At 43.0% G+C, this 19,757-nt stretch carries 22 protein-coding genes; 8 read left to right on the forward strand and 14 right to left on the reverse strand.

Annotated elements, in window-relative coordinates; all coding sequences use genetic code 11:
* Positions 1–387 precede the first annotated feature (387 nt).
* From F6K37_RS12480 to F6K37_RS12510, 7 genes are all read right to left on the reverse strand, one after another.
* Positions 388–921, reverse strand: a complete 534-nt coding sequence (locus tag F6K37_RS12480) for a hypothetical protein (RefSeq protein ID WP_287250473.1) — start codon at positions 919–921, stop codon at positions 388–390.
* A gap of 8 nt (positions 922–929) precedes the next feature.
* A complete protein-coding gene (locus F6K37_RS12485) occupies positions 930–1,694 on the reverse strand; it encodes an MBL fold metallo-hydrolase (RefSeq protein ID WP_287250475.1) in 765 nt (254 codons plus the stop codon).
* Complete coding sequence (locus F6K37_RS12490; RefSeq protein WP_287250478.1) at positions 1,678–2,592, reverse strand: hypothetical protein; 915 nt, start codon at positions 2,590–2,592, stop codon at positions 1,678–1,680. The genes F6K37_RS12485 and F6K37_RS12490 overlap by 17 nt, the downstream gene beginning before the upstream one ends.
* A gap of 398 nt (positions 2,593–2,990) precedes the next feature.
* Positions 2,991–3,767 (reverse strand): hypothetical protein, encoded by a 777-nt coding sequence (locus F6K37_RS12495; RefSeq protein WP_008185493.1) that lies wholly within the window; start codon positions 3,765–3,767, stop codon positions 2,991–2,993.
* Between the two features lie 591 nt (positions 3,768–4,358).
* Positions 4,359–5,069, reverse strand: coding sequence for a PHP domain-containing protein (locus F6K37_RS12500; protein WP_287250482.1), 711 nt, complete (start codon positions 5,067–5,069; stop codon positions 4,359–4,361).
* A gap of 382 nt (positions 5,070–5,451) precedes the next feature.
* Complete coding sequence (locus F6K37_RS12505) at positions 5,452–6,660, reverse strand: HetZ-related protein (protein WP_287250483.1); 1,209 nt, start codon at positions 6,658–6,660, stop codon at positions 5,452–5,454.
* A gap of 500 nt (positions 6,661–7,160) precedes the next feature.
* Entirely contained in the window at positions 7,161–7,802 is a 642-nt protein-coding gene (locus F6K37_RS12510) for an L-threonylcarbamoyladenylate synthase (RefSeq protein ID WP_008185499.1), read from the reverse strand.
* A gap of 282 nt (positions 7,803–8,084) precedes the next feature.
* Between F6K37_RS12510 and larC the strand changes: the two genes are divergently transcribed.
* Positions 8,085–9,524 carry a nickel pincer cofactor biosynthesis protein LarC gene (larC, locus tag F6K37_RS12515; protein ID WP_287250486.1) on the forward strand — a complete coding sequence of 480 codons (1,440 nt, stop codon included), beginning with the start codon at positions 8,085–8,087 and terminating at the stop codon, positions 9,522–9,524.
* Here larC and F6K37_RS12520 read toward each other — a convergent pair.
* The gene (locus F6K37_RS12520; protein ID WP_131827238.1) at positions 9,465–9,650 is read right to left on the reverse strand and encodes a hypothetical protein; all 186 of its coding nucleotides are present in this window, start codon (positions 9,648–9,650) and stop codon (positions 9,465–9,467) included. The genes larC and F6K37_RS12520 overlap by 60 nt on opposite strands.
* Positions 9,650–10,624: a M48 family metallopeptidase gene (locus F6K37_RS12525; RefSeq protein ID WP_008185504.1), complete on the reverse strand. Its 975-nt coding sequence runs from the start codon at positions 10,622–10,624 to the stop codon at positions 9,650–9,652. Before F6K37_RS12525 ends, F6K37_RS12520 begins: the two co-directional genes overlap by 1 nt.
* A 210-nt stretch (positions 10,625–10,834) precedes the next feature.
* Between F6K37_RS12525 and F6K37_RS12530 the strand changes: the two genes are divergently transcribed.
* The 3 genes from F6K37_RS12530 (at position 10,835) to F6K37_RS12540 (ending at position 13,988) form a co-directional block, all read left to right on the forward strand.
* Positions 10,835–11,290 (forward strand): helix-turn-helix domain-containing protein, encoded by a 456-nt coding sequence (locus F6K37_RS12530; protein WP_008185506.1) that lies wholly within the window; start codon positions 10,835–10,837, stop codon positions 11,288–11,290.
* A 97-nt stretch (positions 11,291–11,387) separates the two neighbouring features.
* Positions 11,388–13,130, forward strand: a complete 1,743-nt coding sequence (locus tag F6K37_RS12535; RefSeq protein WP_287250491.1) for a serine/threonine protein kinase — start codon at positions 11,388–11,390, stop codon at positions 13,128–13,130.
* Between the two features lie 267 nt (positions 13,131–13,397).
* Positions 13,398–13,988 carry a DUF2808 domain-containing protein gene (locus tag F6K37_RS12540; RefSeq protein ID WP_287250494.1) on the forward strand — a complete coding sequence of 197 codons (591 nt, stop codon included), beginning with the start codon at positions 13,398–13,400 and terminating at the stop codon, positions 13,986–13,988.
* Between the two features lie 304 nt (positions 13,989–14,292).
* On the opposite strand, the gene F6K37_RS12545 is transcribed toward F6K37_RS12540, so the two are convergent.
* Positions 14,293–14,439: a hypothetical protein gene (locus F6K37_RS12545; RefSeq protein WP_287250497.1), complete on the reverse strand. Its 147-nt coding sequence runs from the start codon at positions 14,437–14,439 to the stop codon at positions 14,293–14,295.
* 386 nt (positions 14,440–14,825) lie between these two features.
* Here F6K37_RS12545 and F6K37_RS12550 point away from each other — a divergent pair, with 386 nt between their 5' ends.
* Entirely contained in the window at positions 14,826–15,854 is a 1,029-nt protein-coding gene (locus tag F6K37_RS12550; protein WP_287250499.1) for an RpnC/YadD family protein, read from the forward strand.
* Here the strand turns inward: F6K37_RS12550 and F6K37_RS12555 are convergent.
* The 4 genes from F6K37_RS12555 to F6K37_RS12570 all read right to left on the reverse strand — a co-directional run bounded on the left by F6K37_RS12555 (position 15,842) and on the right by F6K37_RS12570 (position 17,185).
* Positions 15,842–15,967, reverse strand: a complete 126-nt coding sequence (locus tag F6K37_RS12555; protein ID WP_287250500.1) for a hypothetical protein — start codon at positions 15,965–15,967, stop codon at positions 15,842–15,844. The genes F6K37_RS12550 and F6K37_RS12555 overlap by 13 nt on opposite strands.
* A gap of 426 nt (positions 15,968–16,393) precedes the next feature.
* Positions 16,394–16,534: a hypothetical protein gene (locus F6K37_RS12560; RefSeq protein ID WP_287250503.1), complete on the reverse strand. Its 141-nt coding sequence runs from the start codon at positions 16,532–16,534 to the stop codon at positions 16,394–16,396.
* 64 nt (positions 16,535–16,598) lie between these two features.
* Entirely contained in the window at positions 16,599–16,913 is a 315-nt protein-coding gene (locus F6K37_RS12565) for a clan AA aspartic protease (protein ID WP_287250506.1), read from the reverse strand.
* Complete coding sequence (locus F6K37_RS12570) at positions 16,910–17,185, reverse strand: hypothetical protein (RefSeq protein WP_287250508.1); 276 nt, start codon at positions 17,183–17,185, stop codon at positions 16,910–16,912. Before F6K37_RS12570 ends, F6K37_RS12565 begins: the two co-directional genes overlap by 4 nt.
* A gap of 171 nt (positions 17,186–17,356) precedes the next feature.
* Here F6K37_RS12570 and F6K37_RS12575 point away from each other — a divergent pair, with 171 nt between their 5' ends.
* From F6K37_RS12575 to F6K37_RS12585, 3 genes are all read left to right on the forward strand, one after another.
* The gene (locus F6K37_RS12575; RefSeq protein WP_287250510.1) at positions 17,357–17,548 is read left to right on the forward strand and encodes a hypothetical protein; all 192 of its coding nucleotides are present in this window, start codon (positions 17,357–17,359) and stop codon (positions 17,546–17,548) included.
* Positions 17,549–18,109: 561 nt separating this feature from the next.
* The gene (locus F6K37_RS12580; protein WP_044493524.1) at positions 18,110–19,285 is read left to right on the forward strand and encodes a clostripain-related cysteine peptidase; all 1,176 of its coding nucleotides are present in this window, start codon (positions 18,110–18,112) and stop codon (positions 19,283–19,285) included.
* A gap of 266 nt (positions 19,286–19,551) precedes the next feature.
* On the forward strand, positions 19,552–19,757 hold a 206-nt coding region (locus F6K37_RS12585), incomplete at its 3' end, for a hypothetical protein (protein WP_287250512.1).

Consider the following 19,757-nt stretch of genomic DNA (forward strand, 5'->3'; position numbering starts at 1 on the left):
GCACTGTCGCCAGAGAAGCAAAGGTTAAACTCTCAGACCAAAAGTTATTTGCAGATGGTCTAGGAGAAAAAGGGAGTGATACTGGAACTTATATTGGCATGATTACTAGCAATACCTGTGCCATTGTGGATGGGTTGGGGGGAAATTGTTCTTCTTTTGCTAGCAAAGCTGCTAAATGATTGGTAGCTGATATAATTCTGCTCGAATACCGTTGCCGCTAAATCCGCCAGTTTTGTAGAGGCGATCGCCCCCACTCACCCTGCTTCCTGACTTCTGGGATTTGGAGGTATTAGATCCAATGGCGATCGCCCAACACAGGAAACATCTCTATCGGCTTATATCATCAGCTGACGGTTGGTGTAATAACCATTTAATTTTCAGGAAGGCCTAAGCATTATATTTTTTTTCCCACTCTTTTACAGCCATAGCATAATTTCCTGTAGCACTAATTAGGCTCCAAAATGTGCCAAAATCTTCCTGAGCATTTTCTAATTTAAATTCCATTTTATTAATTTTATTTTTTAGAAATAATTCAATATTAGCATTTACAGTGTGACAGTAATCAAGACAAAGATCAAGTCGTTCGTATTTAAACTGTTTAGGAAGGATAATTGACTCTGAGTAACCTTTGATTATAGGACTATCTAGGCGTTTTGCATAACTTTTAGCCGTTGACATGATATCTCGCTTTAAATGTACATAAAAAGCACTATCTCCATAGTTTTTATCCAAGGAACCGAGAAACCACGACAACCTATTATCTACTTCAATATGATTTTGAGAATATTGAAGGCGCTGATCTCCTATCAAAGATATTCTAGATTCGTGAGATGCTGTATAGTTTTGGATATGCTGACAGGCTTGAGTAAATGTTGTAGAACCGCATCTTCCGGTACATAAAACAAAAACATTTGAAAACATAAGTTATCTCAACTCCGGATAACCAGACCATCGTAAGCCATAACGATATTGTGATGAAAATCCTTTATAGATGTAAACAGCAACTCTTTGGTTTCAATATCTGGATACTGTCGAGCCCCAAAATGAGTTATGATCACCTTCTCAGCATGGGTAGCAGTTAGCACTGCCTTAAGTTGTTCTATGTCAAGATGAAATCCATTTGTTTTCTTTCCTCCAACCGGGCAAGATTCAAGAATGAGAATATCACAATCCTTAGTTATACTCAAGAGAGAATCACATAAAATGGTATCAACACAATAACAAATAGATTTGTTCTCTAATTGCAATTGAGCGCCTATCACTGGAGTATTATGTTTTAAGGCTTGAGTCTTTATGGTAAAATTATCGAAATTCAAGTTGGTATCTTTAGCCACTCGAATCTCAACAGGAAATCTTAGTTTCTCTCTCGGTTTCACAAACGGAAAAGAAAACAAAGTCTCCAAGTAACTCTTTAGACTTTCATGGATGACAATTGTCAGGGAAGCAGGCTGGAACATCGGTAAAATATGTAGCCCATAACAGTGGTCTAAATGTAGGTGTGAAAGCATAACAGTAACATTTTTACCACGAACGCTTTCTCTGTCTATTTTTCTAACCCCAGTGCCTAAGTCAAATAAAACAATATCTCTCTCATTTACAAATACCCCTACACAATTGGTAGCACCTGATGTGCTGTCAAACCAACCAGAAGTTCCATAAAAGACGATTTCCAAGGCTTTAGTCTCCTCTTTCATCAAAGTATCTCTTGATTTTTACAGCATACTCGTTGTTTTCGTTACGCCATTGCCATGCTCCATATTCATTAATTGTAAGATAATCAGCGATCGCAAAATTATCATCCTGAATTAATTTGTGGCGATCAGAATAGCGACGATTTTTATAATCTCCCTGAACAATATGATAAATCGTATTTTCTAGGTAAGAAACTCCTCCTTTAATGGTATGAAAAACTTTGTCTCCCCAAGAATGATATAGATTATAAAACGTATGATTAAAAAAAAGCGTCTTTAGAAGAGTCGAATGATATCCCATAGCAGAGGCCAATAAAACCTTGTCGCCACCCCCCAAAATCATAAAGTCGGGGAAGCCTATCTCTGTTATGGTGGCTGCCTTTGCCGCCCATCCAAAGCCCGGATTACATCCAAGACTTAAGCTGATGCCACTTTTACTGAAATAATCTTTAACTGTAATATCGCGATTAAAACTCGTGACCACGGATTTGCGGCTAAGTCCAGTTAGGGAAAAATGCCCATTCTCAAGCTTTACATCTTCAACTCGATTGAAGATATGAACCAGTCGGTAGCTTTCCAGTTTCTCTTTTAATTGCTCTTGCCAACCTTTGTTAGTAAAAAGGAGATCTGCATCAGCCCAAACAACATATTTATGCTTTTCATTCAAATGGGATAACGCTACGTTATAGAATCTTTCTTTTTGCCAAATTACGGAAGCCGAGGGAATCTTGATGATTTTAAGATTCTCCGAGGAAACAATACTGTCAGTATCTAAGCCATAACAAACCAGGATTATATCAACTTTTTGGTTCCTTAAGCAAGCTAGTGATTTGACAAGAGCAATATACCTGGATTCACTATTTGAAAAATTAAAATAAGCTAGAATAACGACCGTATCCATAACTGCAGTGATCCTTTTCATTGGTACTACTATACAATGGAAAGGCTCTCCCCATAAAAAATATATAGGAACCCTAAATCATTTTACAACTTCTACACGGATTCCTATATAGGCACTGATTGCATTATTGTTCAAGAAGCAAATGGCTTATTAATGTCGTCCCTAATGCTTTTGGGGTTGTTTGCTTTCACGTAGTGTCTCTATCATGAGAATCGAGGTGTTCGGCACACAGCCCCGTGGAACCACGCCAGTGAGGTCTTGGGGGTTACTCCCAAGACCTTACTACATCGCTGTTCCCTGATCGGAAGTTCCCTGATCGGAAGTTCCCTACTCCCTAAAACCTACTCCCTAAAACCTACTCCCTAAAACGAAAGTACCTCACCCACTTGATAGCTATATTATCGGTAGTAAAATTCAAAATCTTTTAATGCTGCTACTCTGGCTCGATTAAAATTATAGTGATAGCCCAGTTTGCGTTTCAAGGAAGCCCAAAACGTTTTCTGTTTTTTCTCATGAGAAGCATCTAGATGTTTTTTGACTTCATTAATCCTGTCCCAGCTAGAACTTCTGCTAATAGTGAATCCTGCTTTAGCAGCAGCCAGTCCTAAGGTAATACCTGAGCCACCATGAATACCTTGTAACTCAAAATAGCGCCCGATCATACCCCATTGTTTAATAAATTCTTTTTCTTTGCCACCATCTCTAGAAACAAAAAATAAAGATTCTCCTATATAAATTGCTTTGTCTAAGCAGATATCTAACTTAGAGGCTATCTGTTTAAGGGGCTTTAATCTTTCTGGATTATAGTTTTGTATATGCTCGATAATATTTCCTTGATGTCCTGCTGTAATTCCAGGCAGTACTTCAATAGTTTCAGGTAAGCTACCTATAATCCTGGTGTCAGCATCAATTTGTATGGCGACAGGAAACTTTGACAAAGCCTTCTCAATCTCAAAGCGTTTGTCATGATAACAATGAAGAATTCCTGTTTGCTGGTGTTTAAACGCTAAAACGTTCTTACAGTTATCAAAATCCTTGACATCATCGGTGGCAACTATTAATAATTTTCCTGGAGCATACTTTTCTAAATCTCCTGCTAGTTCTTTGGCAAGAAAGCGATACTTACTACGGAGAGCTAAAGTACAGAAGCAAAAATCTTTTTCTGGCTTAATCATAGTCTTCTCCAAAAACGGTTTTTTCCTTCCTATCTCTTGGTGCGCGTTCCCTTGGCGACAGAACATCGCGCCTGTCGCACCACTTTCTCAATTCAGAGTTTGAGCTGAAACTTATCCAGCTGATTTTCCGACTGCCAATCACCATGTAATGGCTTAAACGGTCGTGGCTGGAGCTATAGTCTCAAGCCCTAGCTACCTGAGCTATCTCAGGCTTAGTTATATAATTCCCAGAAATATAAAGCTAGTCACAGTATGGATGCGAAAAGTACCATCAATAGGAAATATCAGTCAATTAATAGACGTTGAGAAATTAACTATTATATGTATCGAATAGATGAGCGGAAAGTTTTTATGCTTTATTCTGCTGCTTTTGCGTTCCCGTAGCGGCTCTTTTGGAGCATCCCATTTCCCCCACGGCTTAAGATAGCCCAGCCTTCATAACAACCCAGCCGTAACCAGTCAACCTCTGAGATGAGAATTAGATCTCAAATGACACTTGTAAATGTATCGCTAAATGTATACCAGTTTACGGCTGAAGTTGTTGTTTAGTGATACCAACTACAACCACAGAAGTCTAATTAGATTTCCCTTTCAAATACGCTTGAGCAAGCTTAACCCATGAGTATCAGTGCCACAGGTATTAAATAGATTGTAGGTAGCACTCAACTGCAACACAAGCTTAGTTTGTTTTGGACTAGGTTCCCAGGGTTCAGGATTAGTGTAGGCATAGTAAGTTTCAACACCATCAATGCCTAAGTTGGCTATAGCAGTAATTAACTCATCTGCTGACTTGCGGTAACGGGCTGGATGAGCCAACACTGCTAAACCACCGGCCTGATGGATAGCATCAATCACTGCACCAGCCTCAGCATCATTACCGGTCGGTGCGGTTCCAGTGAAATAGCGCTTTAAACTAGGATGTTCTGGCTCAAAAGCATAGCCAAGGATATGAACGTCATCATTAAGGAGGTTGGCGGTAATTTCGACACCAGTCCAGAAGTGGGGTAATGAATCACAGAAAGATGACTCCTGCTGCCATTTTTCTATGCAAGCTTGAGCAACTTGATAACCAGCAACGGAGTGGTGATCGGTTATGGCAAGTCCCTTGAGACCAATGGTAATTGCCTGCTTAATCAACTCTTCCGGTTTGAGCCGACCATCAGAGTAAATGGTGTGCATATGGAAATTGTAGCGATAGGGACAGCTATCAGGCTCAATCGTTTCCCACACTTGCCGGAGAGCTTGTTGATTTTTTGCTGCTATCTTAGGTGAAGCAGACCCTTGAGCAATATTGACTACCATAGATACTTACTGTAATGACTATAGGTTGATTGACCAGATTGGATCTGCAGCCGCGAAATACTTTTAAGGGTCTAGGCCAATGGTTGAATCGCTCTAGGTTAAATCGCTCTAGGTTAAATCGCTCTAGGTTAAATCGCTCTATGCTTCTGACAAGCGTATGAAGCGCCCCGACTTGAGCACGAAAGCTCTCAACTGCCCCTGGTGTACCTAATCCCGAACTCCATTAGCCTAAAACCTAGAATAAAAATAAATAGAAATACGCGGTACGAGTTTTCAATTGTTAACATAACCATAGCAAACTTAATACTTTGTCGGTGTTGGCTTAACTACTTAAGCTTTACCTAACTCTCCTCCTTACTTGGTTGCAGAAGGAGATTTAAGTCTAATTACCATGGCCAATTTCTGAGTTACGAGTCTTCCAAGCTAGTTCCAAAACCTTAGTCCAGCGCTTTTGCACTTGTTTTTGGGTACACTTGAGAGCTTTGGCAATTTCTTGATCACTCTTTTGCGCCTGTTTCAGGGGCAGTAACGCTAGCTGTTGGCTATCGAGTTGGGCCACAAAGATATCCCACTGCTTCGATGACATCCCTAGTTTTTGATCCAGGTCTGCTCCTAGCCATTGGTGTACCAGTTTCCACTGAGCTGAACGAGAGAACTTTTCTACATGGTATTTAAAGCGCTGTTGTAGATAATCCCGCTGACGGGGTGTCAGACCCATGATTTCGTCAATCTCTGGTGCAGCCAGGTCTTGTAGCTTTAGCACTAGATAATCAGCACAGTCATTATGACCGTTAGACTCTAGGTATTTGATCAACTCAGAGATAATGCGATCGCGTAAAACAGCATCGCTGGGGTCAATGGTTTTCTCAATCAGGTTTGAACGTACCTGTTGTGCAGTAGCTGAACGGTTGTGCTCTTGGGCTTCTTCATCCCTACCATACTCCACAGCCTGTTCAATATCCACAGGGGTTTCATTAGGCTGACGTCGGGAAAAGCTTTGTGCTCTGAGTACAATCAACTGCTGGCTACCGCGACCACGTAGGGTAATGCGTCGCTTAGCATATTGCTCACTAAAGCCCATGTACTCCGCTAGTTCTAGCTGGGTACGGGGAGTGTAGTCAGAATCGACAGGATTTTCCCGGCGGAAGGCTTTGAGGCACTCAGCGTAAAAGTCCTGTAAAAAGTCCTCAATCAAATTGTATCGAGCAGAAAAGTTTAACTGAGATTGGGACGGTGCCACATGGCGATAAACCATGGTACTCAGGTTACTATGGAGTTCCACACGACCCTGCCGAGAACCTAGTTTGTAGTATGACAGACATTTGTGCAGTCGATGACGTGCTAGATTCAACTTCCAAGTATCAATTTCACCGGAATTCTGGATGCGATCGCTCTTAGTACAAATCCGTTCTACCTCCAAGGTGATCCGGTGGGCAACCGCTTGAATACTCCTGGATTTAGTTCCAATTTCCGACTGGAGTTCCTCCACTAAGACCTGGGTCAAGTTTTGGTTTTGATTATCTAGAGTAATTTCCGGAGCCTGATTGTTAGTGGCGGAATTTTGATTATTAGTAACCGTTTTAACTTGCATGGTATTGCCCCCAAAAATAGATTCACAGAATTGCCATTAAACAAGCAACAGAGGAAATGTGTGTGAATGTGATCTACAAACCTTGGAGTGGTCCGCTGTCCTTTGTCCTTGTCCACCCTAAATGTAGACTCGTGAGTCTAGCCCTGGTTCGGTGAGTGTGTGACTACTCTAAGCTGACTAGTTGTGACCCCCAGCACTCCTGTAGTTTCCGTAGGATTACATAACGCTGAAATGCTTACTATATATAGCGTTCAATACTTTCAACCATCAAGATGATTCAGGATGACCAAAACCTGAGGAGTGGTCAATCCAGAAACTGACTGAACTAGTGATGACTTTTCCGTAAACGACTAAGGTTTTGTTGTAGTCAAGTAGTGCTTGATGCTCTCATTACCCAACCTGAGCTGACTAGTTAATCACTAGCTAAAGCACTAGCTAAATCCAAGCGATCGCTTCCTCCCAACCTGAGCTGACTAGTTAATCACTAGCTAAAGCACTAGCTAAATCCAAGCGATCGCTTCATCCCATCCCAAACCCTGCCGCACCATCATCGGTTCTGAACTAGTCAGGTCGAGGATAGTTGAGACTTGAAATCCCGGTTCTAAGTCATTGTCCACAATGATGTCTACTAGACCATCGAGAGCATCAAATAGTTTAGCCCGTTCCAATCCCACCGTTGGAGTGTCACCATCCTGATTCGGTAGATGAGCTGAGGTAGAAATAATTGGATGACCTAGAGCTGAAAGCAACGCCTGACAAACGTTATGATCTGGGACTCGGATACCAGTAGTTTTACGATTGGGACTCATCACCAGCTTAGGTACTAACTTGGTTGCTGGTAACAAGAACGTATACGGTCCCGGAATCAAATGCTTCATAATCCGGTAAGCTGGATCACTTACCCGAGCATATTTAGCAATATTGGACAGAGACGAACACAAAAACGTCAGGGGTTTATCATTGGATAGTTGCTTCAAACGCCTAACTCGTTGCACTGCGGACTTCACATGTACATCACAACCAATGGCATAGACAGTGTCAGTGGGATAGAGCATCACTGCACCATCTTCCAGAGACTCTCTTATTTTCTCTATTCGACGTATTTGAGGTGTTTCCGGATGGATAGTATAAATAGTAGCCATAAATATTGTTGAATTCGTCAATATTGAATTGCTAAAGCCTAGCCTTGGGAAAATTCACCAAGGCCAGACATAGACACGGTTCTGCCAAAGGATTAAAAACTACTCCGACCTAAGTGTGTTGCCAGTTTGGCTTTTTCTGACTCAGATGTCAGTATAGTTAGCAAGATCTGGCCATAATTCCCTGATATAGACCTGTAGGGTTTGTGGGGGATGAATTGCTCCAAATCCTTTTGTCTTAATTAATTTGTTTTAATTAATTTGTCTTAATCAAGAAGATCTAGAATGACAAAGCTAGCTTACTTAGATTGTCCCACTGGAATTGCTGGTGATATGTGCCTAGGAGCACTAGTTTCTGCGGGTGTACCGTGGGAATATTTAGTGGACAAGCTAGCAGGACTCGGAATTGAGCAAGAGTATCACTTAAGACTTAGCCAAGTACACCACAATGGTCAGTTGGCAACCAAAGTTGATGTAGATTTACCAGATCAAAACTATAAGCATGATCACCATCAACAGGAACACGGCCATGAACACCACCATGAACACGGCCATGAACACCATCATCAACACAGGTCAGGCATAACAGAGATCAGTACACCTGAGCAGAATCATAATCATCATCCCACACGACACTTACCAGACATAGAAAAATTAATTACAGCAGGAAAATTACCCTCAAGAGTATCCCAGTGGACTCTTGCTATCTTCCGGAAACTAGCAGAAGCCGAAGGAGCCGTTCATGGTATTTCCCCAGACAAGGTTCACTTCCATGAAGTAGGCGCTACTGATGCCATTATCGATATAGTTGGTACTTGCTTAGGCTTAGATTGGCTAGGAATTGACCAAATCTATTGTTCCCCACTCCCCACTGGTGGCGGTACAGTATGGGCAGCTCATGGTCGGCTACCGGTGCCAGTACCAGCAGTACTGAAATTGTGGGAATCCCGTCAGGTGCCAGTTTACAGTAATGGGATTGAGCGGGAATTAGTAACACCAACGGGAGCAGCGATTGCCGTTACCTTAGCCACTAGCTTTGGTTCACCACCAGCAATGACTATCCAAAAAATAGGTAATGGTGCCGGTTCTCGACAATTACCCATTCCCAATATGTTGCGATTGTGGATTGGTGAGTCCTCAGAAGCTGTTAATGTTGGCAAGTTCAAGGTTAAACCGTCAAACTTACCCCCACAAACCCTACACCAGTCACCCCTTTCTGCTAACTCTTCTTCTGCTAACTCTTCCCTAGAAACTATCTCAGTCCTAGAGACTCAAATTGATGACCTCAATCCTCAAGCCATTGGCTATGTATTCCAAGAGTTATTTAACGCTGGTGCTGTGGATGTGTTCACTCAAGCTATTGGCATGAAGAAATCTCGACCCGGTATCCTCCTGAGTGTGATCTGTCATCCTCAAGATCTAGACGCCTGTCAGGCAGTATTATTCCGAGAAACCACTACCTTAGGAGTGCGACGTCTGACTCAGCAAAGAGCGATCTTACCTCGGGAAATCCAGCAGGTACAGACTAAGTATGGCCAAATTAGTGTGAAAGTGGCTTGGAGCGATCGCTCACCTCACAAAACGATTATGAATGTCCACCCAGAATACCAAGATTGCGCTAAGTTAGCCAAGGAAAATAACTGCTCTTGGTTAGAAGTACATCACTTAGCACTCTCTACTTGGTATTCTCAACATCAAGCAAAGGGAGCAGGGAGTAGGGAGTAGGGAGTAGGGAGTGGGGAATCGGGAGTCGGGAGTCGGGAATCGGGAGTCCGGAGTTGGGAGTCGGGTTTCCAGGTAAGCTGACAGCTGACGGCTGACAGCTGACGGCTGACAGCTGACAGCTGACATTATTTCTTCTTGATGCGATTAATTTCCCGTTGCAATTCCTGGATTTGACGCTGCAACTGTTCCGCTTCATTCACTGAGTTGTTCGATGGTGGATTGGAGTCAACGTCAACTGCTCCCTCTTTGGTAACACGTTGATAATTGCCCTGACGAATTTGGCGATATTCCTCGGAATTTGCCCACTTTCGCAGGTAGTGTATGCGTTCAACTGGAAAGGGATGGCTCAGAAATTGACGATTAATACCACCATTATAGAGTAAAAACTTATAGATTTGATTGAGACTGTCTTGGTCTAGTTCTTGATAATTTTCTGATTGACGGATAAATTCATCAAGACTGCATTCCTGTAGATGCTTAGCACTCCCACCAGACACTTTCATCATCGTTTGCATCACAGTCTTCAGGTCATCTATCACTAGTAAGGCAGCACGGTCAGCGGATAATTCAGCTTTGCGACGCCATTCATAAAAAGCGAAAAGTAAGCCAGTGCTGACGATATTCCCTAAGCCAAAGGTCATTTCACTTAAAATAGAGGCAGCATTCATTGCCCAAATACCCATCTGAATTAAGATGGTGTGACCGCACTTGATATGTCCTAATTCGTGAGCCAGGATAGTACGAATTTCTGCTTCATTGAGTAAGTCTAATAAGCCAGTGTTTACAACGATGTAAGGATTGTCTTGACCTAAAGCATAGCTATTAACCTGAGAGTTTTGACTAACAAATAGGGCTGGTTCGGGATTTACATCTAAATCCCGAACACATTCTCGAAATAAGTGATAAATATTGGCATACTGGCGCGGTCCGACTTTGATACTGTTCCCCATCAGATAGACAAACTGGGGACGCTCGTAAAGAAATTCCACAAACTTACGAGAAACTAAGTCAAAACCAGGGACACTGCGTAACGCTTGCTCTGCTTGTTGGTCAAGGGGGTGTTTGAAGGCTTCGCTGGAAATTCCGGGATAGGTGGCCATAGTAGTCCAGTACTTTAGTGGTCTAGTTCTTTAGGCATTAGGCATTAGACATTAGACATTAGGTACTAGGTATTAAGTACTAAACCCAAAACCCAGAACCTAACACCTAAAACCTAACACCTAAATTTGGCTTGTGTCCTTGCCAATTCTTTGATGATTAGTTATAATACTGATATCGGAATAGTAATCTAAGTGAGAGGAAAATAACAAATGAACAAGTGTGTTGGTACTACTGAAGCAGCATCTCTGTTGGGTATAACTCCTCGACGATTACGGCAACTGCTTGAGTCCGGTAGAGTAAGGGGTGCTTATAAAAGCGGTAAATTCTGGATTATTCCCCTGTTCAACTATTTGCCGCAAATCACCAAGAAGAACCGGGGACCGAAAGGAACTTGGCGTAAAAGTCGTCCTCCGGCTTTAGCCAAAATTAATGTCAATCGTAATCGAATTGGCTCCAATAACCACAAAAGCCCTGAAGAGCGGCTACCAGTGATTTCGGTAAAACGAAGTGGCCACAATAACTATGGCAACCAGGTAGAAATCCTCGGTCCGTGTCGGATTGTGTATCAGCCGGATAACCCTCTTGATTGTGGAGCTCGTCTGTGGATCGAAACCTTCAGTGATATTCACTTTATCGGTGGCAGTTTTCCCGCCAGTGGTGCTTAGGAGAAAGTTAAAGGTCGTTTGATCAAAATTTCAATTAACTAATCAGAAAATTCCTAAGTTCGATAAAATCAAATCACAATGTCTCTTGAGCTGTATTGTGCATCCATTTGTTGCTGAATCAATTCATTGCATTAATCCCAATTGCCCAGCACCCTACCCTCAGCCAAGGGATAACAACTTTTGCAATGGTTGTGGAGCAAAGTTAAAGCTCAAGAATCGCTACTTTCCTCTCCAGCTTTTGGGTTCAGGAGGATTTGCCAACATATACACCGTTTGGGATTTGCAGTCGAAGACAGAAAAGGTGCTGAAGGTTCTGCTGGATACTAAACCGAAGGTATTGCAGCTATTTCAGCAAGAGGCAGATGTTTTGCAAGGTTTGGATCATCCAGGCATTCCCAAAGTTGAGCAAGATAGCTATTTTGTCGTTGATCTAGGTGTTGAGGCACAGCCAGACCTGCACTGTTTGGTTATGGAAAAAATCAACGGTTCAACCTTGGAGCAAATGCTCAGGGATCATCCTCAGGGATGTCCAGAGATATTAGTGCGAGACTGGCTCTACCAGGCAGCAGAAATTTTACAGGTGTTGCACAGTTGTGGAGTGATTCACCGTGACATCAAACCCTCAAATTTAATGCTACGGGAAACCACCGGAGAGCTAGTGGTGATTGATTTTGGGGGAGCTAAACAATTGAGTATGGGTTCTGAGTTTTCTCAGAATGATTCGACTCGGTTGATTACTCCAGGTTACTCTCCACCGGAACAGATAACTGGTGCAGCCATTGGACCGGCTGCTGATTTCTATGCCCTGAGTCGAACCATGATTCATTTACTGACTGGTCAAGAGTTGAAGGATTTACAAGACCCAGTAACTGGTCAATTTCGGTGGCGAGAGCAGGCAGTGGTAAGTCATGACTTGGCGGACTTGCTAGATGAAATGCTCAGCGTAGTACCCCAACAACGACCAACAACTACCATTGAGATTCATCTGCGTCTAGGTATGACTCCTAGCCCTAGTTACCAGCCTATCCCAGCACCAGTCTATTCGTTTCAAGGAAATCAGGTAGCTGCTCTGGGGTTATCTAGCCCTAAACTAACACAATCTGTGACAGGGTTGACTCATTCGATCACATCCCTAAAACATTTCCTATTAGCAGTAGTGATCAGCATCGCACTAGCTTGTCTCGATAGTGTTTGGGAGATGTTCCTCGGAGCTTTTGGGGGAGTTTTTTGTGCAACGGTTGGGTTTATGGTATTGAATTGGACAAGTCTTGGGGAGAAAGTGACAAATTGGCTCTCTGGGGAACTGTCTATGATCTTGCCTTCGCTGCAAATAACAATGTGGCAAGAAATGCTGTTGTTTGCGGCGGCTGGCTTAGGTACAGCTTGGGGGTTGACGGCTGCAGGAGGCTTTGGTCAGCAGCGGCGTTTTTTAGTGGCAGGGATAATGGGTATTTTTGGTTATAGCCTGGGATGGTTGATGTGGCAGGCAACGGTACCTACGGTATTATTGGTTTCTGATCTACCTGACCAGGGGTTGCTGCCATGGATTACTGCGGTTACAGTAATGCTCCTGGTACTAGGATTAGGGCTACCCAGTCATAATCTCGTTCATGCCTTAGTGGTGGCAGCAGGAACTGGTGGCGTATTTGGGGGTCTAGTGTCATCTCATCTATTGCCAGCAGGATTTGTGGTTAATATTTTTTCCTTTTCTAGAACCGGTAAACTGGATTTCTATCAGCCCATGACTTTTTTTGCTATGTTGGCTATATTACAAGGATTTTGGCTAGGGGTGAGTTATTACCTGTTAGTGCCAGTAATGCGTTGGTTTGGCTGGCGTTAAGGGAGTAGGGAGTAGGGAGTAGGGAGTGGGGAGTAGGGAGTGGGGAGTGGTAAAAAATCCTCTGTATCTAATAGGTATGAGCAACGCTATATTCGGTTTTATTATGGTTTTCTAAGGTAGATATCACGTAATTTTAACCGGAGAGTCTTATCCTAAATATTAAATCCGGTAGAGTAGTTATCGTTGAAGGGTATTGGTTGTTATTTAACAATTTTTCGTTAAACAGTCAATTGGTTTAGGGCGCTTTCTTGATTAGAGGTGATTGAGATGACTAATAATATAGCACGTTGGGGATTAACTAAGGCTCGTCTTGTAGGCTCTGGTGCATTTTTATTGGGTATATTGCTACCCACTACTCTTTATGGCTTACCTGCTAAGACGATTGAAATCGGTAATGGTAAGACTGTGTTTAACCGTGCTCCGCGCTTAGTTAGGGCAGCTACGAGCTTTACTAGAGTAAGGGTTCCATCAACGTACCAATTCACCCTCAGATTACCTGAAGATGCTGGAGAGTCTTTGCAAGCTGTAACGATTACCCAGAATAAAACTAATATCGAGAAAGTCAAATTTGATCCGAGAAAGAGTCGTGGGTTTGTGGGCGACACTTTTGCTGGTGGCTCATCCCTGACCTTGGCTAATATTGGCGGGAGTGAATCGTCTAACTCGGATCAAGTAACTGTTGTGTTTGATCCACCGGTTGCTCCTGGTCAAACCATTACAGTTTCGGTTAGAGCTAAGGAAAATCCTGAGTTTAGTGGTTCTTATTTATTTGGAGTCACTGCTTTTTCTACTGGAGAGAATAGCCCTGGTTTATTCTTAGGTAGCCGTAGGTTGTTTTTTGATGAGTTTGGAGACTAACAGGTAACAGGCAAGTGGGTTAGTCCTAGTGTAAGCATTCAGCTATCAGCATTCAGCTATCAGCATTCAGCTATCAGCATTCAGTGGGAAGTTTATGTAGGGTGGGCAGTACATCAGACAGATAAGATCAGCTGGGAAAGCCCGTTAGTAGGCACTGCCCACGATCGGATTAATTACTTGTAGCCAGTGTATTTAGCAAATGATGGCTTGACCGGAATAGCTGATGTTATGTAGGGTGGGCAGTGGATTAGACAGATAAGATCAGCTGGAGGGCGTTGGTACCCACTGCCCACGATCGGATTAATTACTTGTAGCCAGTGTATTTAGCAAATGATAGCTTTACCGGAATAGTAAGAAATGGAGCTGAAGCTTGATCACAAAGAACGACAGTATAGAAAAGCGATCGCATAGCGTGACCATTCGCGTAGCGTGGCCTAAAGGCCAAGGTCAATCGCTTTTCTAATACCAGTCACCTGATCGGAATAGTTAAACACAGGACACTTTAAAAGATGGGGAGTCAGATCAGCAACTGGCTCCCCTTTTTACTGGCTGCATCCCTATTCCATAAAATTACTAAATTGTCGATTTAACTTATTTTATAAATTCTAGAGATTGCTTTCAGCAATTTTAGTATTAATCTCCCCATAATCTGCTCTTTTACTATACAATTTTATACACTGATTACCATGACAGCAACGATATTCATTGTATCTTTGTCGTTAGATGGTTTGTAATCATTCGTTGGCCAAAGGCCACTAGCTGATAGCTGATAGCTGATAGCTGATAGCTGATAGCTAACGATAGTTTTTAGGATTAGTCTAGAATTAAAAGATAGAAATGAACGAACCCATAGCTGACTATGACAATCCTTGGAAAGAAGCATTACAAGCGTATTTTGAGTCATTTTTGCAGTTTTGTTTTCCCCAAGTCCACACTCTGATTGATTGGAATCAGACACCCCAAGCCCTTGATACAGAACTACAGCAGATAGTTGGTGCAGCCGAGTCAGGAAAACGGATTGCTGATAAATTATTCCAAGTCTGGCTCTGTGGTGGAAATGAAACTTGGGTATTGATTCATGTAGAGGTACAAAGCCAAAAAGAATCAAGCTTTGCTAAGCGAATGTACCAATATCATTACAGGGCATTTGACCTGTATGAAAAACCTGTGATTAGCTTAGCGGTATTGGGAGATGAGAATGCATCTTGGTCTCCATCGTCCTATGAATATGGCTTGGGAGGTTGTCGCCTGAGTCTAGAATTTCCCATAGTTAAATTACTGAACTATCAGTCAATGTGGCAGGTGTTGGAATCGAGTACTAATCCCTTTGCAGTAGTGGTGATGGCTCATTTGAAGACCAAAGCCACCCATAAACAACCAATGGAGCGCAAGCGATGGAAGTGGTACCTACTTCGGAGACTTTTTGAACAAGGTTATAGTAAAAACGATATAGTGAAGCTGTTCCAGTGTATTGATCAAATGATGGCTTTACCGGAACAGTTAGAACTGGAGCTGAATCAACAACTTGAACGTTATCAGGAGGAAAGACAGATGCCTTTGATTAGTCGAGTCGAAGAAAGGGCAATGAAGAGGGGTCTTCAACAAGGACTTCAACAAGGACTTCAACAAGGACTTCAACAAGGACTTCAACAAGGACTTCAAGAATCTCGGGAAGGCTTTCAAGGGACAGTAGTTAAAATTTTAGAAAAGCGGTTTGAATTGGTATCACCGGAATTGGTGGCAGCGATTAATGCCATAGAAGATATCTCTTTGTTGAAACAGTTGATTGATCACTCTCTTGAGAGTAACTCCCTTGAGGAATTTGAGCAGCTCTTGGCACAACATCAGGTTAGTCAGGACAATTGAAGAGTATGGAAACGGGCAAGATGCCCGTTCCACCAAGATACCCGTTCCACCAAGATGTCCATTCCACCAAGATGCCCGTTCCACCAAGATGCCCGTTTCACCAAGATGTCCATTCCAGCAAGTTGATGTAGGGTGGGCAGTGCACCAAACAGATAAAATCAGCTGCGGCATTGGGTGTTGCTAGGCACTGCCCCCCATTGAATTAATCACTTGCAGCCACTGTATTAATTAAGTGATGGCAAGACCGGAATAGTTAGAAGAGAAGTTTTGACACTCCCACCGCTAAATCGAAGATTATAGCGGGGGATTCTTAAGAGCAGAAAACCCTTAACGGCTGAGCCAAACAGCCTCTAAAACCCTCCGATCAATAAAATCATTGGGGTTACTTTTCAAGGTTTTTGTTGGTTCATCCTTCTAGCAGAGGCTTTGCAGCTTGCGAACAAACCGGTACTCTTTAGAGCACAATAATATATTTATTCTAGCAAAAATTTTCAATGATACGCAACATCTTCAGTCCCCAATTCCCCTCCCGCTAAGTCTTACTGGCAGTGCCAGACGCTGCTTAACACGACTATAACGGGAGTCCCCTTGGGGAAGAATGATGGAAATGCGTTCGCGTAGCGTGACCTACGGCCAATCGCATTTGCGATCGCACTCACCTGATGGGAATAGTTAAACACAGGGAAATGATTATAATGCTTCGATTATGACAGTGCCACCTTCCACAGCTTGAATCCGCAAGTCTTAGCCGTAAAGTAAACTCATTCCGACCAATGGATCAGTTTCAGTTTCATTGACAGGAATGCTTCGGTATTCACCATCCCAGATCACAGTTGCCGCATATACCTCAAAGGTGGCTTCGCTACCATCACCCAAAGTTCCTCGCTCAACTCCAGTCCAAGGCAAATTTAGGGCAATGATGGTTTCGCGGGGCAAGCTTAAGAAACCTGTATAACCAGTATCAATGACAGCGTCAATCAGTCGCCTTTGGGAATTTTCATTACCAACGACTAGCCGAATCGTTGCCTCACAGTTTGTATTTACCAGACCGTACATCATACATGTTGTTTGAGGCTCCGTGCGCCGAAACGGTGAACAGCTCGATGCCCAATCCGAACAATCCAAGGCTGGGCATTTGGGAGTCGCTCAAACAAACCATTTGTAGCACTGAGAATATCATCAGCCAGCTCAAACTGCCCAGTTTCAATGTCGATCGCTACGATTCTGCCATGATTGCCTGGTTCAACCAAAGGGCTTACTTGACTCTGATAGATGTAATCTCCACGCCTAGCAAATTCTTCTTTGCTATAGCGAGGTTGCCGAACTACCATTGGTTTGACCTCTGTTCAAGATTACCGCAGACCATGATTATAGCCTGAACTCAATGGAATAATAATCCAAACCACTTTGTCCTGGACCCTGAGTCCACCGTGAATCAGGTTTCCAAGCACCATTAGCTTCTTCCCGGCGGCGAGTGCGGACAGTAAGCTGATTACCTTCAAATGTCAGCAGATTATATTGCCAGGGATAACCGGTTACTAGTTCTTTGGTCGGTGCGCCAAAGGTGCCAGCACAAATTCTATCGAGTTTGCGCCCATCTTGGCTTAGGTCGTAACGGAAAAGGCTGGTTTCAGCTTTGTGGATGTGTCCATGCAGGAAGAAGCGGAATCCAGCAACAGCTAGTTGTTCGATGAATCCTTGGTCAGTAATCCTATCGCTTCCAGCACTATTCAGGGGATGGTGCCAAACCGCTATTTTCAGGCAGTTGTCATAGTCTGGGTTACGGCGAATCTCGGTTATGGCATTGCTCAGAGCACCTGAGTGGATGCTAGCACGGTCTTTGAAGTGGTGGTCCAGTTGCCAAGCGGAGTTTAGTCCTAGGATCAGCAGCTTTTGGTCTGGGAGATGGTCGATAATCCCTTGCTGGTGATAGTCCAGGGGATAGGGTTGAGCTTTGATGGCTTGATAGAATTGGCTGAAGTGGGCAAAGCGTTGTTGGTATTTGGCTTCGTCAGCTGTCGCTGATGGCGGTAGCCGAGATATTAGAGCTGATTTGTCAAGTAAATCTTAAGAAGTCTGAAAGCCTTGCTATGATTGTCTTCTGGGTATTAAATAGTTCAATGGTTCTATTTTAGTGCAAGCCTTATCCTACAAGGATTACAGCGAGTTTACGAATCAGCTCTTATCTGTTGGTATTAAGGTTAAGTTATTCTCAAGATAGCTACAAAGCTTGAATTGACATTTCTGTCGTGATCATGAAACGAAGAAAGTTCTGTCGTTATGTTGCGTTAAGTTCAGCTTGCTTTGCTGGAGTCGTAAGTAGGAATTCTTCTTCTGCCGTGGGTTCCCAGTCTTTCCAAACTAAATCACGTCATCAATGGGTGGTCTTGTATTGGATGCCATACGATAACGACCTTGTACGTTTTGGTGAGCCAATCGTTGAAATGTTAACCCGTGGTACGAAAAACTCTGAAATTGCTGTAGTCGTTCAATCAGACTACTGGGGCGAGCCAAAAATGCGTCGTCGTCAGCTTGTTAATGGGATTACCAATGAGATTGATGTAGCAGGGGAAAACAGTAGTGACGTATCAGCTTTTTCAGCGTATCTTGATTGGGCAAATCAAACCTTTGAAGCAGAGTCTTGGGCGGTTATTGTTGTTGGTCACGGTGGAAAAATTAACGAAATTAGTCCTGATGATCACAAGACAACTGGTCAAACCCGGACTTGGATGAGAGTTGACCAGTTTGCCAATGCGGTTAGTAAATTTAACCAAGCTACTAATGGACGAGTTGAGCTACTTTTCTTTCAGAATTGCAACAAAGCTACGCTGGAAGTTGTATACGAAGTCAGGAATTGTGCTCGATATACCCTTGCCTCTCAGCTGACTCTTGGTGCCCCGAATTACTATTACGAGAGCTTTCTCAATCACCTTAAAAAGCCATCGGTTGGTGGACGTGAAGCAGCCATAGCTATCATGGATTCTGAGAGGGCTGATATGTATCACACCCTGACACTGGTAGACAACCAAGCCGTTGAGGGTATTCCAGATAAACTCTCACGGTTACTTCAGCCGATTCTCAACAGCCGTTTGCCAGCAATTAGAGACTCAGAACTCCCAACCTATCACTATTTTGGTGAACAGCATTGTGATGCACTTGTTTTACTTGGTCATCTGTTCAGGAGCAGCAGTCAAAGACAAAATGAGTTTACTGAATTTGCTGATTTTCTGCGTTCATCAGTTATTACCTCCTACAAAACAGGAGGAGAATTTTTTGGTGGCCGTCCTCCTAGCAATACCAATTCAAAGGAATTATGTGGTCTAAGTTTATATCTTCCAGAAACTGAACAGGCTACTTCTCGCTACAGTTCACTGGCTTTATATCAAGAAGTTGATTTAGTAAGCTTATACAGATTAATAGTTACCAGTTGATTACTGGGTGAAGTGTATTGGTAACAAGTTAAGGTTGTGTGCAATTTGTCAAAAAAATAGTTACAAAATTGAAGCAGTATGCGATCGCATGATTGTAGAGGCACTATTAAACTAGTATGCGATCGCGTAGCGTGGCCGTAGGCCAATCACATTATTTGTAGACTACTGTAGCAAACTGGCAAGATGCCAGTTCTACCAATTATTTGTAGAGCCACTATCGGAACAGTAAGCGTAGGCATCTGTGATAGTAGTAGCAAACTGGCAAGATGCCAGTTCTACTCATTATTTCTAGAGGCACTATCGGAATAGTAAGCTTACACATCTGTGATAGTAGCAAACTGGCAAGATGCCAGTTCTACCAAGATGCCCGCGTACGCATTCCAATTCCCTACTCCCTACTCCCTGTTCCCTATTACAGAGAGCTAGAATCAAGACTTGCAGCTTCACCAGGAGTTTCAGGCAAGTGTATACC

It is taken from the genome of Moorena sp. SIO4E2 (assembly GCF_010671945.1).
Lineage (GTDB): Bacteria > Cyanobacteriota > Cyanobacteriia > Cyanobacteriales > Coleofasciculaceae > Moorena > Moorena producens.

Excerpts from the sequence above, each read along its gene's own strand:
- F6K37_RS12480 (WP_287250473.1), bottom strand. The coding sequence starts at position 921 with ATGTTTTCAAATGTTTTTGTTTTATGTACCGGAAGATGCGGTTCTACA.
- F6K37_RS12485 (WP_287250475.1), bottom strand. The coding sequence starts at position 1,694 with ATGAAAGAGGAGACTAAAGCCTTGGAAATCGTCTTTTATGGAACTTCT.
- F6K37_RS12490 (WP_287250478.1), bottom strand. The coding sequence starts at position 2,592 with ATGGATACGGTCGTTATTCTAGCTTATTTTAATTTTTCAAATAGTGAA.
- F6K37_RS12495 (WP_008185493.1), bottom strand. The coding sequence starts at position 3,767 with ATGATTAAGCCAGAAAAAGATTTTTGCTTCTGTACTTTAGCTCTCCGT.
- F6K37_RS12500 (WP_287250482.1), bottom strand. The coding sequence starts at position 5,069 with ATGGTAGTCAATATTGCTCAAGGGTCTGCTTCACCTAAGATAGCAGCA.
- F6K37_RS12505 (WP_287250483.1), bottom strand. The coding sequence starts at position 6,660 with ATGCAAGTTAAAACGGTTACTAATAATCAAAATTCCGCCACTAACAAT.
- F6K37_RS12510 (WP_008185499.1), bottom strand. The coding sequence starts at position 7,802 with ATGGCTACTATTTATACTATCCATCCGGAAACACCTCAAATACGTCGA.
- larC (WP_287250486.1), top strand. The coding sequence starts at position 8,085 with ATGACAAAGCTAGCTTACTTAGATTGTCCCACTGGAATTGCTGGTGAT.
- F6K37_RS12520 (WP_131827238.1), bottom strand. The coding sequence starts at position 9,650 with ATGTCAGCTGTCAGCTGTCAGCCGTCAGCTGTCAGCCGTCAGCTGTCA.
- F6K37_RS12525 (WP_008185504.1), bottom strand. The coding sequence starts at position 10,624 with ATGGCCACCTATCCCGGAATTTCCAGCGAAGCCTTCAAACACCCCCTT.
- F6K37_RS12530 (WP_008185506.1), top strand. The coding sequence starts at position 10,835 with ATGAACAAGTGTGTTGGTACTACTGAAGCAGCATCTCTGTTGGGTATA.
- F6K37_RS12540 (WP_287250494.1), top strand. The coding sequence starts at position 13,398 with ATGACTAATAATATAGCACGTTGGGGATTAACTAAGGCTCGTCTTGTA.
- F6K37_RS12550 (WP_287250499.1), top strand. The coding sequence starts at position 14,826 with ATGAACGAACCCATAGCTGACTATGACAATCCTTGGAAAGAAGCATTA.
- F6K37_RS12555 (WP_287250500.1), bottom strand. The coding sequence starts at position 15,967 with ATGGACATCTTGGTGAAACGGGCATCTTGGTGGAACGGGCATCTTGGT.
- F6K37_RS12565 (WP_287250506.1), bottom strand. The coding sequence starts at position 16,913 with ATGATGTACGGTCTGGTAAATACAAACTGTGAGGCAACGATTCGGCTA.
- F6K37_RS12570 (WP_287250508.1), bottom strand. The coding sequence starts at position 17,185 with ATGGTAGTTCGGCAACCTCGCTATAGCAAAGAAGAATTTGCTAGGCGT.
- F6K37_RS12575 (WP_287250510.1), top strand. The coding sequence starts at position 17,357 with ATGTCAGCAGATTATATTGCCAGGGATAACCGGTTACTAGTTCTTTGG.
- F6K37_RS12580 (WP_044493524.1), top strand. The coding sequence starts at position 18,110 with ATGAAACGAAGAAAGTTCTGTCGTTATGTTGCGTTAAGTTCAGCTTGC.